Below are 12,884 nucleotides of genomic sequence, written 5' to 3' on the forward strand. Positions count from 1 at the left end.
TAAATTATGACAGATATTGTTTTCAGAAAAAATAAATTAAAATATTTATTTTTTTTCGTAATACTTTTAATAATATTGCTTTTCACAATATATTTTAGTATTAAATTCATTTCTAACCCTTCTAAATACATTTATGCACTAATGCCTAATGAATTAATTGTATTTATAGTAGGGATAATGGGAATTTTAGGTTCATTCGTTTTATCTTACATTATGATAAAAAGTATTTTTAATAAAGAATTTTTCATTAGGATTAATCAAAAAGGGTTATTTTTAGGTATAATTCAATATTCTAATAGATTAATTAACTGGAATGATATAACAAAAATTGAAATTATAGACGTTAATAATATTAAGCATATTATAATTTATATCAAGAATATTGAGTATTATAAAAATAAAGAAAAAGGACTTGAAAAATATTTCTTTATTTCAAGAACTAAAAAATACGGGACACCATATGTAATAAATACCAATGCTTTATCAGCTAAAATTAGTGATATTACTGAGGCAATAGTTCAAAATTGGAAAAAGTTTAAATAATTTCCCTCCCCCGCTCAGCGAAGTTTGTAACTTCGTAGCAGATTGACTAGTCCTAATACAAAACAGAACTACATTGCTGTAATGTTTTTAAGTTTAGAAGCTTTGAGTAAAAGCATCGATGGTTGCAGATATGTGAGCTTTGGTATCGCTGTCGAGTTCCTGTGTCGCTTTTAGTTTATTAAGAGTGGCTCATACAGTCCATCTTTTACGAGATAATCTAAGGTGACGCCTGAAGCATTCGCAATTTTTGTAGCCAGGTCAATCGACGGAACATTTTTCCCTCGCTAACGCAAAATTGCATCGTGTGGTGAAATAATAATAACAAGACCACTGCTATTGAGCAGTGGTTTTGTGTTGTAAAACGTGTTCTATTTTTTATCTGAAAATAAAGTGCAATCTTAGCTGGATAAAGGGGGGGAAGTCTGTACAATATAACTACCTGAATCTTTCTGATCAGTATGTGATCCACCAGAATAGTTTTGGAAAGCCAACCTATAGCACTATCAATTACCTTTACCGTGCTGACGGAACCAAGCTTCGTAAAACATTTTCTTCTTCCTCACCAAGAGGATCAACCTCAACCCGCATTACAGACTATCTGGACGGTTTTCAGTACAGCTACTTTGAAGGCGGAGGAATTTGCCTGGAATGCAGAACAGAAAATGCATACGAACAGCAAGCTTATAAAGGAATTGTAGATATTATATTTCCTGGTACTCCGGAATGGAGGCTTGATTTTGTGGCCACCGCAGAAGGTTTTTACAGTTTCACAGAAAACCGCTATATTTACCAGTACAGAGACCACCTTGGAAATACCAGGGTCACCTTTGCCAAAAACAGCGCAGGCGCTCCTGAAATTACCGATACCAACAATTACTATCCATTTGGCTTAAGCCATACGGGCGGAAACGGTTTGAACTCTTCCAACTTTGGAGGTCTCTACTCTTACAAATACAATGGCAAAGAGCTTCAGGAAACCGGAATGTTTGATTACGGTTGGAGACAATATATGCCAGATCTGGGAAGATGGAACGGGATAGATCAATTGGCGGAAGCATATACTTCTATAAGTCCTTTTGCCTATGTAGCCAATAATCCTATTTCAATGAGAGATCCTGATGGAAGATGGATGGATGCAGCTGGACATATTGATATCTCAGGATATGCAAATCCTTTTACAATTATGGCACATTCTCAAATGCTGATGACTCAGTTTATGGGGAGAACCCCAGATGAAGGCGGCGGCGGGTATCTTACTTTTGGTAAGACTCAGGCGTATAAGGACTTAATGGCATCATTTGAAAATGGGCAAAGCTTTTCATTAACCTCCCAAAACGGATATATGAAGTGGTGGACAGGAGAGGCCACCCAGACTTCTTACAGAATTGGTGATGAAATGTATGGAGAAGGTGATCTGGGAGTCATGCATAGTATGAAACTTAATTCAGACACCTCTTGGGACGCTTATAAAAATTGGGCAGATTATGGATCTGGAATAATTGGAACTATGTACGAAGCAATAGCCGATCAACGTACTGATTTATATCGCAGGGGTTATTGGATGGATAATCTTGGAAATCAAAGAAGTATTCGATATACAGGAAGAGCAGCAGGCTCACAAATAGGATTGAGAAGTAATTATGTACGAACCACTGCAATGTATGGAAAATATGCTAAAAGATTGGGATACGTTGGTTATGCACTTAATGCTTGTGAGGTGGGTGAAGGATTATCTAATGACGGTTGGAGACCTGGAAAAAATACTGCGGTTGCTGCAGCCAGTGTAATTGGGGGACTTGCTGGCGCAACCCAAGGTGCAATGATAGGAATGTATATTGGATCATTTATCCCAATTCTTGGAGCAGGAACAATTTTAGGTTTTGTGGTAGGAGCAGGTGTAGGATATATGTACGGAGAAATGTTTGGACAAGAAGTTGAGAATTTATATAAATGATAATCTATGATATATTTTAAAAAAAACTACATAAAATTAATATTAATTATTCTAGTTCTATTTGTAATATTACTTTTAGGTATAGCCTTTGTATTAAATCCTAATAAGTATGTAACTGTAGGTACTAGAAATGGTATTATAATATTTGTAATAGGATTAGTTGCCATTCTTTTCTCAATGTTTTTAATAATTTTATTTTTTATGAAATTATTAGATAGAAAATCAATTTTTCTCATCAACAATGAAGGTATTTATGATGGTGTTAGCATTTTGAATTATCCTTTTATAAAATGGCAAGATGTCATAGGAATTGAAGAGTATGACATAAAAAATATTCCACACCTTAAAATTTCACTTAAAAATCCTACTATTTATATAAATAAAAAAAGTGGATTTCTAAAGTGGGTTTTAAATTACAACTATAATACATATCAGTCTCCAATTGTATTAAATAGCACATACTTATCATGTTCATTTAATGATTTTAAGAAGGCTATTTTAGAGTCATATGCGAAATATGGAGATGGACTTTCTCCCTGCTCTGCGAAGTTTGTAACTTCGTAGCAGATTGACTAGTCCTAATACAAAACAGAACTACATTGCTGTAATGTTTTTAAGTTTAGAAGCTTTGATAAAAGCATCGATGGTTGCAGATATGTGAGCTTTGGTATCGCTGTCGAGTTCCTGTGTCGCTTTTAGTTTATTAAGAGTGGCTCATACAGTCCATCTTTTACGAGATAATCTAAGGTGACGCCTGAAGCATTCGCAATTTTTGTAACCAGGTCAATCGACGGAACATTTTCCCTCGCTAACGCAAAATTGCATCGTGTGGTGAAATAATAATAACAAGACCACTGCTATTGAGCAGTGGTTTTGTGTTGTAAAACGTGTTCTGTTTTTTATCTGAAAATAAAGTGTAATCTTCGCTGGATAAAGGGGGAAAGTCTGTACAATATAACTACCTGAATCTTTCTGATCAGTATGTGATCCACCAGAATAGCTTTGGAAAGCCAACCTATAGTACTATCAATTACCTTTACCGTGCTGACGGAACCAAGCTTCGTAAAACGTTTTCTTCTACCCCTCCAAGAGGATCAACTTCAACCCGCATCACAGACTATCTGGACGGTTTTCAGTACAGCTACTTTGAAGGTGGAGGAAACTGTATTACCTGCAGAACCGAAAATGCTTACGAAGCAGAAGCTTATAGAGGTATTCTGGATCCCGGTGTTATTCCGGAATGGAAACTTGATTTTGTAGCCACCGCAGAAGGTTTTTACAGTTTCACCGAAAACCGCTATATTTACCAGTACAGAGACCACCTTGGAAATACCAGAGTCACCTTTGCCAAAAACAGCGCAGGCGCTCCTGAAATTACTGATACCAACAACTACTATCCTTTTGGATTAAACCATACCGGAGGAAACGGATTGAATTCCTCCAATTTTGGAAGTTTCTACTCTTACAAATACAACGGAAAAGAGCTTCAGGAAACCGGGATGTTTGACTATGGCTGGAGACAATATATGCCAGATCTGGGAAGATGGAACGGGATAGATCAATTGGCGGAATCTTACCATATGGCAAGCCCATATGCCTATGTAATGAATAATCCTATTTTCAATTTTGATCCCAATGGAATGCTATCCCAGCAATTCATAGATTCAATTAATAACTCTTCTAGTGGAACAACCTGGTACAATACAGGGAGTGGTTTTACTAGTAGTGGAGGTAAATCAATGGATTATGATGGAAATAGTATTAGTTGGAACAGTGAAACTACCGGGAATTTATTGGCAGGTGTAGGAGCAGAAGTAGGTGGAATGCATTTTACTGTTCCTGTTAATATAACAGTTTCCAAAGGTACACCCAGAACATGGAATGACAGGCTGAACAATGGAATTGACAGCTTTGTAATGTACAGTAAATTTACTAGTGCTCTTTGGGAAAGCAGGTTAAATTATAATCGATCTGCACTTTATTATGCTATAGAACATACTAAAGTTGGCCAGTCTGTTTCAGCTGCTGAGAATTTCATGTTCATGGAGTTACCAGCATCCCTTGCTGGAGGTGAACTATTGGCAGCTGGTTGGAGAGCAGCCGGAATGAGCAGACTTATTTGTGGTTCTGCGGGAAGACTTACCAATGGACTTATTAAAATTTGTTTTACAGAAGGTACACTAGTAGCCGTAGAAAAAGGGAACAAAAAGATTGAAAATATTAAAAAAGGGGATCTTGTCTGGAGCTATAACTAGAAAACAGGCGAAAAAGAGCTGAAAAAAGTAGTAGCATTATCCTTTAACACTTCTTCTTCACTAGTAAAGATATCTGTAAACGGTACGGAAATCACCTGTACACCCGAGCATCCATTCTATGTAAACGGAAGTTGGATAGAAGCCAAAGATCTTATCAAAGGAATGCTTTTAACCAATTTAGATGAAACAACTTCTTCTGTCGAGTCTATTAATTTCTTGGATGACAAGGTAAAAGTCTATAACTTTGAGGTTGAAGGCAACCATAATTATTATGTTTCTGAGAAGGGAATTTTGGTGCATAATGATTGTAATTTACCACAATTATTCTCCCAAATAGAAGGTAAATATATGGGAGGCCAATTCAAATATGCAAATGGAGAAATAATTGAATTTTTAGCCAATCATAATGTAAAAGGAAGCACGTTGGAATTAACTGAAATGGTTTTTTATCCAAAGGGAGCTGTAGGAAATGAAATGGCTAATACATTTGGTAGAAAACAAATGGTAGAAACCTTAAAAGTTCTTCACAATAATGGTAGAGAAAATGGGTTTTCTCAAATGAGAATTCAATTTGATAGGGCTGCTAATAGCTCTTCTGCAAATCCAGGACATATAATTTGATCAAATTATTAAATTATAAATTTTATGAACAATATACAATTATTAGAAAAGTATAAAGATTATACATTAGATAAAATTGAGGATTTACTTTCGTGTATGAGAAGAAAAGATGATCTGTCTATGATGCAGTCAGCAATGTTATTAGTTTTTAAATTTAAGTTAACTATTAAAGAAGCTGATAATTATATATTAAACTCTGATACATGGAAGGACTCTAAAGATTCTGTTAATAAATTAAGAAATAATATATCTAATAGCATTGATTAAATGGATGATAATTAAGGCTAAAACTGTTCCTTTGCCTTTTCGGTAAGGGAATAGTTCATTTTTAGATGAAAAGGTAAAAGTCTATAACTTTGAGGTTGAAGGCAACCATAATTATTATGTTTCCGAGAAAGGAATTTTAGTGCACAATAATTGTGAATGGGCAGGTGCTATAACTAATATATTAGAGAATTCTTCATCGGGTATAACAAGACATATTTCAGAACATTTTTTTGCGGGAGAGATTAATATTGGTTGAAGACCTCTATCACAAATGTTCCAAAAGGGATTGTCTCACAAAGATATGTTAGGGGAAGCTGCATTGCGTATTGGTAAAGGTGAGGGGACTATTGGGACATCAGCGCAAGGGGCAAGACAAATAATATTAGATTTTGGAAGAGCAATTAATGAATCGGGAACAACTAGCCAAGTAAGAATTTGGATGAATGAAACAGGAACAAGTATTAGAAGTTTACATCCTTATATTAGATAATAATTAATATGATAATAAATAGACATAAAGAACTTTTTGGCTTTCAGCCTTATGAATTTACAAGCTTTTTAGAGGGAAATTCCTTGATAAAAGGTTACAAATATCTAAACCAACTTGTATGTGATTTACTAATATATGAAAAAGAAGGACACTATTATAAATATGAAGATGAAAATATAATATTTTATAGCCCTACAGAAATTAATGAAAATGGAAGCTTTTTCTTTAAAATAAAAAATAAATTTTTATTAACAGAAAATGAAAGTTTTCAATTCTATGCTAATTTTCAAATAGATAAGGAAAGTTTAAATATAGTAATGATTGAAGCTGTTTCGAAAAATAATGATAACAAATACAATTGGGTATATTCAACGATGGATTATTTAATTGAGACCACAAATAAAAGATCTCAAGATATATATATAGATTATTATCCTCATGAAATTGCTTTCGTTTTAAATAGGTTTTTACTTTTAAAAAATGTTACAAAAAATGATATAATAAATAAGCTTCAATCTTTAAAAAAAGAGGAAAATCTAATTTCTGGATTTTATAAATAAATCTTGAAAAAGAGTTATCTTTTAAATACAATAACTCTTTCTTTATAACTTTGGAGTAGAAGGCAACCATAATTATTATGTTTTCGAGAAAGGGATTTTACTACATAATACCTGTTGGACAGAAAGACTAGGAATGTTTATGGAATATGCCGCAAATATTGAAACAAAGTCTTTAACATCTCAAGGGTCTACTATCAATCATTTAGAAAGTATATTCAAAATTCTTGATAAATTCTATATAAACTTGTAATCTATTATTTTAGATTTAAGAATAATAGAAAGAAAAAAAATAGCTACCAATTGTAATTTATATAATAAAAACTTTGCTTATAAGTTGGTATTTAATATTATCATAAATTATGAAGATAGGGTGTAGTAGATACTATGTTAGAGAAACAGGGAAGTTTACCAACCCCTTACAAGTAAAGGCAACTCAAAAAATATGACAAAATACAAATGAATTGAAATAAGTGTTTTTTTACTCACCCTCCCTTTCGCCCAAAGATTCTTTTAGCTTTATAAGCTCGGCTTTTACAAACTCAAGGCGGTCAATAATAGTGATGGTTTCAGAAATTTTACTGTTGGTAGTCAAAGCGATGCGGGCTCCATCCAGGGTATAACCTTTTTCTTTTACCAGATGATAGATCATCTGGAGGTTCTTGATATCTTCAGGAGTGAAGTATCGGTTTCCTTTTCTGTTTTTTTTAGGTTTGATAATAGGGAATTCTTGTTCCCAATAGCGTATTAATGAAGTGTTTACATCGAAAGCTTTCGCAACTTCTCCTATAGAATAATACAGTTTATCAGGTAAATTTATTTTCATTTTACAACTCCTAAACGTCAAAGATAAAAATTTTTTAAAGTTTCAACCAAATATATCTTTAAAAGTGGCTTCAGACTTTTATTTTTGGCGGTTATTATTAACCCTTAAAAGGGATTTTTGCAATAAATGGATGATGAAGAGACAGATATTAATTTTAAGAAGGTCTGTGATATATCGTTCCTTTTTTGTATAAATTTGTGAACCTTTAAAATGTAATATATTCATAGGTAAAATTAATTATAGTATTCTTTCGTTAAAACATAGATGATGAATTCAATCTCTGTTCTTCATATTGATCTTTTCCAGGCTGGTAAAAATACTTCTGATTTTTACTTTAATACCATGAAGAATCATCTGGTGGTAGGACACCGTCACATAGAAAAGCCTCACAGGCACGACTTTTATGCAGCCGTCCTTTTTACCAAAGGAATAGGGATGCACGAGATCGATTTTCAGAAGTATGAAGTCTCTGAGGGGAGTCTATTCTTTCTTTCACCGGGGCAGATTCATAGCTGGGAGCTTTCAGAAGATATAGAAGGCTATATTTTCTTTTGTTCTCAGGAGTTTTATGAAATGCATTACGTGAATCAGAAACTTAGAAACTTTCCTTTTTTCGGATCTGTATCTTTTTCCAGAAAGCTTCAGTTGGACGCTTTGGAACTAAAAGGAAATATCAGTTTATTTCAGGAATTAGGAAAAGAGCACCAGTCCAAAAACATTATGAAAGAAGGTTTCATGCTTTCATTGATGTCTCAGATATTTATCAATGCAACCCGACTGTTTTCAAGGGATTTTGACACGATGGCTTCTTCTGCCGGACTCTCTTATTTCAGACATTATCAGGATTTTGAAAACCTGCTGGAAGAGCGCTTTGCAACGCAGAAATCAATTACTTACTATGCTTCTTTATTGGGAATTTCATCAAAACACCTGAACAGAATAGTACAGACTGTTGTTCAAAAAACAGCTACAGACGTCATTACTGAAAGAGTAGTGCTGGAAGCCAAAAGAATGCTGATGTACCTGGATGAAAGTTTAGTTGAAATTGCTTTCAGGCTGGGGTACGAAGAATATTCCTACTTTGTAAGAGTATTCCGGAAAAGCTCCGGAATGACTCCTACTCAGTTTATGAGGAAATATAAAGCTTAGATTTTAATTAAAAATTGAAAGTTAAAGTAAGGCTCAGCAAGTTATACGGCTCTCTATATAAATAATTTAAAAAAAGGATGAAAGATATGGAGACAAAACACAGCACTAAGTAATTTTCAATTTCTCATTTTCCATTCTCAACTCTTTAAAGTGCAAGCTTAAATGGTCCTTCAAAAGTGGTATCAAATGAATCCACAAGTACTCCTTTTTCATCAAAGACACCAATCACCATATTTTGTTTTGAAAACTTAATGTCTTCCTCAGGGAAAGAAATGTTGATGTTTCCTTTCAGAATTTCGTCACCTTTTAATATGATTTTTTCAGAGCCAAAATAGGTGATTTCTGCATTCGCTGGAGTGATCACTTTGATGGTGAGCATTTTTTTCTCATTCGATTTATTCAGAAGGGTATAGATGAAGGTGTTGGTGATTTTACCATCTTTAACAAAAAAGGTAGAGCCCGCCGGTTTGATAAATTTCGCCTCCATAGAACCACGGTCGTACATCAAGAATCCCAGGAATCCGATAAGCAATGCCAAAATTACAGTGGTAGCTTTCATTCTTGGAGTAATTCTGAACTTATCACTGTTTTCAATTTCAGCCTCTGTAGCATAACGAACCAGACCTTTTGGCAGACCTACTTTCTCCATTACCTCATCACACGCGTCTATACAGGCTGTACAGTTCACGCACTCCAGCTGTTGTCCGTTTCTGATATCAATTCCTGTAGGACATACTACCACACATTGATTACAGTCTATACAGTCACCTTTTCCTGCGGCTTTTCGGTCTTCATTATTTCTCCATTTTGCACGGCCTTCCCCTCTTTTAAAATCATAATATACATTGATGGTCTGCTTATCAATCAATACCCCCTGCAGTCTTCCGTAAGGACACACCAATGTACAAACCTGTTCACGCAGCCATGCAAAAACGAAATAAAAAGTCATGGTAAAAAAGATCATGGTAATAAACTTCAATGAGTGCTTTACGGGCCCTTCATTCATGATACGGAAGACTTCCTTGTAGCCTACAATATACATGAACATGAAGTGGGAAATAATCAATGAAATTAAAAGAAATACTGACCACTTCGTTAATCTCTTTCTTATTTTTTCAGCATCCCATTCCTGCCTGTCAAGCTTCATTTGCTTATTTCGGTCTCCTTCTATCCAGTATTCGATTTTACGGAATACCATTTCCATAAAAAGCGTTTGAGGGCATAGCCAGCCACAGAAAATCCTTCCGAAAACCACTGTAAACAACATAACGAAAATGACAGAAGTGACCGCCCCCAAAGCAAGGATGAAAAAATCCTGCAGATAAAAAGGCTGTCCTAGAATAAAGAATTTCCTGTCGATAACGTTAATAAGCAGAAAAGGATTATTATTGATTTTTAGAAAAGGCAATCCGAAAAACAGAGCAAGAAGAAAATAGCTGGTGTAATTCCTGTAATTGGTATACTTTCCTTTTGGCTTTCTGGGGAAAATCCATTTTCTCTTTCCGGACTCATCCATTGTTCCCACTGAATTTCTGAAATCTTCATTCTCAATCTCTAAAGATTTGATATTGTTGGATTCTGCGCTCATTATTGTATGCTATAAAAGTATTTTGGTAATATTTTTCATCCGGACCTACCCCTGTTATTCGAGCAGTTTTTTCTTGAAAAAAAGTGATTGATCCTGTTACTGCAAAGCTCCGGATTATATAGCTTGACTACTAATATGATCTACTTAAAAAATAGGACAATTGGGACATTGTCTGTTTTTCAAAAAATATAAAGGAAAGAGGAGATATTTTGGCATCATCCGGAGTATGTCGTAAATTGCAGGTTTAAAAATAAAAGATGAAGAATATCTTTAAAATAGGGATGATTGGTTTGGTTTTGGCATTGGTAAACTGCCAATCAGTAAATTATAGTAAAATGTTTTATGAAGGTGTAAAGCCGGAAATGGTTTCGGATCAATTTAGTTTCACAGAAGGACCATCAACCGATAAAGAGGGGAATGTTTATTTTACAGATCAGCCTAATGATAAAATTTATTATTGGGACTGGAAAAGTAATAAGATCATAGAGTTTTTAGATAAAACAGGAAGAGCAAATGGAACCCATTTTGATAAAGACGGTTTTCTGATCACCTGTTCTGATGATCAGGGAGAAATCTGGAAAATATCGAAAGATAAAAAAGTGGAAATTTTGCTCAAAGGTTTTGAAGGAAAAAGGCTGAATGGCCCAAATGATGTCTGGAATGACGCTACAGGCGGAATGTACTTTACGGATCCTTTGTATGAAAGAGACTATTGGACTAATTTTAAACAGGAATTATCCCATAAAAGTCTTTATTACAGAAATAAAGAGGGACAAATCGTTAAGTTGGAAACATTCACACAACCCAATGGGATTGTAGGAAGTGAAAGACTGAAAAAGTTATATCTATCGGATATTGATGCCGGAAAAACTTATGTGTATGACATTCTGGGAGATGGGAAATTATCTGAGAAAAAACTATTTTGTGAGATGGGTTCAGACGGAATGACTCTGGATAAACATGGAAACCTTTACTTAACAGGAGATGGAGTACATGTTTTTGACCGTTCCGGAAAGAAGATCTATCATATTTCTATTCCTGAGAAATGGACTTCGAATGTAACTTTCGGTGGAAAAAACAACGATATTTTGTTCATCACAGCTTCAAAGTCTGTGTACACTTTCCCAATGCGGGTAAAAGGAGTAAAGTAATTTTAATTAATAAGATATTTTACAGTACAAGTCACAAAAAAGATATGTAGATCAGATTTCTTAAAAATAACTTAAGTATAAAAAAATGCTTCACCTGCAGGTCACTATGACTTGAGGTGAAGCAATTATTTTTAGAACTGATTCTCAGTTTTAACCTTAGTAAGCAACTTCCATTTTTACTTTTTTCCCTTTCAGTTTTTCATTCTGAAGTTTTCGTAAAAGAGCATTTACTTTGTTTCTGGAAACAGCAACATAGGAGGTGGTATCTTTTACCTCAATAATGCCTACATCTTCTTTTTGTAATTCTCCTTTTTTAAGTAAGTAGCCCACAATGTCAACTTTGTTTACTTTATCCTTTTTCCCGGCACTGATATAAATAGTTTGGAAAGGTGTTTTTTCAGGAACCTTATTGAATCCTGCTACACTTTCTTCCTGAGTATTGTTTTTGATAAAAGGGAAATTCTCATCCTCAGTCATGATAAGATAAGCAAAACCTTTTGCATTCATTCTGGCTGTACGTCCGTTTCTATGGATAAAAGCATCCTCTTTAGGCGGGAGCTGGTAATGTACAATAGATTCTACCTCCGGAACATCTAATCCTCTGGAAGCCAAATCTGTTGTAATTAAAATTCTTGCAGAATCATTTCTGAATTTCAATAATGCACGTTCTCTCTCGTCCTGTTCCATTCCTCCGTGAAAAGTCTCTCTGTCGATACCTTTTTCGCGTAAAAGCTCAGAAATCCTGTCCACTGCTTCACGGTGATTACAGAAAATCAGGGTTCTTTTGTTTCCTATTTTACAGATCAAATTAAAAAGAGTATCCAGTTTCTCTTCAGAAATAGTCATTACTTTTCTTAATTGAATATCCGGTTTTACATCACTTAATTTCAGAAAATCAACAAGTTTTTCATTCTTTAACCCAGTAAACTTTGGAATTTCATCCATTGCTGTTGCAGAAGTCAGTATTCTTTGCGAAAGACCCTTAAGTGAGTTGGCAATAAATTCCATATCTTCATGAAAACCGAGCTCCAATGCTTTATCAAACTCATCAAGAACTAAGGTCTTAATGCTTTTTGGATCGAAGTTTTCATTCCTTAAATGGTAAACAACTCTGCCCGGAGTTCCGATTAAAACAGCCGGAGCTTCAATTAAATTGTTGACCTCTATTTTTTTATCATGTCCTCCATAGCATACAGAAACTTTGAAATCTGTTCCCATTGCCTTGAAAACCTGTTCAATTTGTAACGCTAATTCTCTTGCCGGAACTAAAATCAATGCTTGAATTCCGGAAGCCTCTTTTTTCAGGTTTCTAAGAACCGGAAATAAAAATGCAAGTGTTTTCCCCGAACCGGTAGGAGAGAGCAAAACAACATCCTGGTTGTTTTCAGTAGCTTTATACGTAGATTTCTGCATCTGATTCAAATCCTGAATCTGCAGTTTTTGATAAATTGATTCTAATTCCATGGTGCAAATTTAGAATAAA

General features: G+C 34.5%; 12 protein-coding genes and 3 pseudogenes. 12 read left to right on the forward strand and 3 right to left on the reverse strand.

What is annotated here, in order from left to right:
* The first annotated feature begins 6 nt into the window (after positions 1–6).
* The 10 genes and pseudogenes from LF887_RS07190 to LF887_RS24385 all read left to right on the forward strand — a co-directional run.
* Positions 7–543 carry an STM3941 family protein gene (locus LF887_RS07190; RefSeq protein ID WP_236858202.1) on the forward strand — a complete coding sequence of 179 codons (537 nt, stop codon included), beginning with the start codon at positions 7–9 and terminating at the stop codon, positions 541–543.
* Positions 544–1,003: 460 nt separating this feature from the next.
* On the forward strand, positions 1,004–2,497 hold the full coding sequence (locus LF887_RS07195; RefSeq protein WP_236858205.1) for an RHS repeat-associated core domain-containing protein: 1,494 nt from the start codon (positions 1,004–1,006) through the stop codon (positions 2,495–2,497).
* 6 nt (positions 2,498–2,503) lie between these two features.
* Positions 2,504–3,061, forward strand: coding sequence for an STM3941 family protein (locus tag LF887_RS07200; RefSeq protein ID WP_236858207.1), 558 nt, complete (start codon positions 2,504–2,506; stop codon positions 3,059–3,061).
* Positions 3,062–3,480: 419 nt separating this feature from the next.
* Positions 3,481–4,752, forward strand: coding sequence for an RHS repeat-associated core domain-containing protein (locus tag LF887_RS07205; protein ID WP_236858209.1), 1,272 nt, complete (start codon positions 3,481–3,483; stop codon positions 4,750–4,752).
* A gap of 15 nt (positions 4,753–4,767) precedes the next feature.
* A pseudogene (locus LF887_RS07210) lies at positions 4,768–5,373 on the forward strand (Hint domain-containing protein); the annotation flags it as partial.
* 24 nt (positions 5,374–5,397) lie between these two features.
* Positions 5,398–5,640: a hypothetical protein gene (locus tag LF887_RS07215; protein ID WP_236858211.1), complete on the forward strand. Its 243-nt coding sequence runs from the start codon at positions 5,398–5,400 to the stop codon at positions 5,638–5,640.
* Between the two features lie 82 nt (positions 5,641–5,722).
* A pseudogene (locus tag LF887_RS24380) lies at positions 5,723–5,896 on the forward strand (hypothetical protein); the annotation flags it as partial.
* A gap of 30 nt (positions 5,897–5,926) precedes the next feature.
* Positions 5,927–6,130 (forward strand): hypothetical protein, encoded by a 204-nt coding sequence (locus tag LF887_RS07220; RefSeq protein ID WP_236858213.1) that lies wholly within the window; start codon positions 5,927–5,929, stop codon positions 6,128–6,130.
* An 8-nt stretch (positions 6,131–6,138) separates the two neighbouring features.
* Complete coding sequence (locus LF887_RS07225; protein WP_236858220.1) at positions 6,139–6,690, forward strand: hypothetical protein; 552 nt, start codon at positions 6,139–6,141, stop codon at positions 6,688–6,690.
* Positions 6,691–6,736: 46 nt separating this feature from the next.
* Positions 6,737–6,940, forward strand: a pseudogene (locus LF887_RS24385) (hypothetical protein); the annotation flags it as partial.
* Between the two features lie 228 nt (positions 6,941–7,168).
* Here LF887_RS24385 and LF887_RS07230 read toward each other — a convergent pair.
* Positions 7,169–7,513, reverse strand: coding sequence for a MerR family transcriptional regulator (locus LF887_RS07230; protein ID WP_236858221.1), 345 nt, complete (start codon positions 7,511–7,513; stop codon positions 7,169–7,171).
* 264 nt (positions 7,514–7,777) lie between these two features.
* Between LF887_RS07230 and LF887_RS07235 the strand changes: the two genes are divergently transcribed.
* Positions 7,778–8,662: an AraC family transcriptional regulator gene (locus LF887_RS07235; RefSeq protein ID WP_236858222.1), complete on the forward strand. Its 885-nt coding sequence runs from the start codon at positions 7,778–7,780 to the stop codon at positions 8,660–8,662.
* Between the two features lie 145 nt (positions 8,663–8,807).
* Here the strand turns inward: LF887_RS07235 and ccoG are convergent, their stop codons facing one another.
* The gene (gene ccoG, locus LF887_RS07240; protein WP_236858229.1) at positions 8,808–10,250 is read right to left on the reverse strand and encodes a cytochrome c oxidase accessory protein CcoG; all 1,443 of its coding nucleotides are present in this window, start codon (positions 10,248–10,250) and stop codon (positions 8,808–8,810) included.
* A 257-nt stretch (positions 10,251–10,507) separates the two neighbouring features.
* Between ccoG and LF887_RS07245 the strand changes: the two genes are divergently transcribed.
* Positions 10,508–11,401, forward strand: coding sequence for an SMP-30/gluconolactonase/LRE family protein (locus tag LF887_RS07245; protein WP_236858232.1), 894 nt, complete (start codon positions 10,508–10,510; stop codon positions 11,399–11,401).
* Positions 11,402–11,557: 156 nt separating this feature from the next.
* Here the strand turns inward: LF887_RS07245 and LF887_RS07250 are convergent, their stop codons facing one another.
* Positions 11,558–12,865, reverse strand: a complete 1,308-nt coding sequence (locus LF887_RS07250; protein ID WP_236858244.1) for a DEAD/DEAH box helicase — start codon at positions 12,863–12,865, stop codon at positions 11,558–11,560.
* Between the last annotated feature and the right edge of the window lie 19 nt (positions 12,866–12,884).

Source organism: Chryseobacterium sp. MEBOG06 (assembly GCF_021869765.1).
GTDB lineage: Bacteria > Bacteroidota > Bacteroidia > Flavobacteriales > Weeksellaceae > Chryseobacterium.

What these genes read in the sequence shown, in the direction of transcription:
- LF887_RS07190 (WP_236858202.1), top strand. Translation starts at nt 7, where the DNA reads ATGACAGATATTGTTTTCAGAAAAAATAAATTAAAATATTTATTTTTT.
- LF887_RS07200 (WP_236858207.1), top strand. Translation starts at nt 2,504, where the DNA reads ATGATATATTTTAAAAAAAACTACATAAAATTAATATTAATTATTCTA.
- LF887_RS07215 (WP_236858211.1), top strand. Translation starts at nt 5,398, where the DNA reads ATGAACAATATACAATTATTAGAAAAGTATAAAGATTATACATTAGAT.
- LF887_RS07225 (WP_236858220.1), top strand. Translation starts at nt 6,139, where the DNA reads ATGATAATAAATAGACATAAAGAACTTTTTGGCTTTCAGCCTTATGAA.
- LF887_RS07230 (WP_236858221.1), bottom strand. Translation starts at nt 7,513, where the DNA reads ATGAAAATAAATTTACCTGATAAACTGTATTATTCTATAGGAGAAGTT.
- LF887_RS07235 (WP_236858222.1), top strand. Translation starts at nt 7,778, where the DNA reads ATGATGAATTCAATCTCTGTTCTTCATATTGATCTTTTCCAGGCTGGT.
- ccoG (WP_236858229.1), bottom strand. Translation starts at nt 10,250, where the DNA reads ATGAGCGCAGAATCCAACAATATCAAATCTTTAGAGATTGAGAATGAA.
- LF887_RS07245 (WP_236858232.1), top strand. Translation starts at nt 10,508, where the DNA reads ATGAAGAATATCTTTAAAATAGGGATGATTGGTTTGGTTTTGGCATTG.
- LF887_RS07250 (WP_236858244.1), bottom strand. Translation starts at nt 12,865, where the DNA reads ATGGAATTAGAATCAATTTATCAAAAACTGCAGATTCAGGATTTGAAT.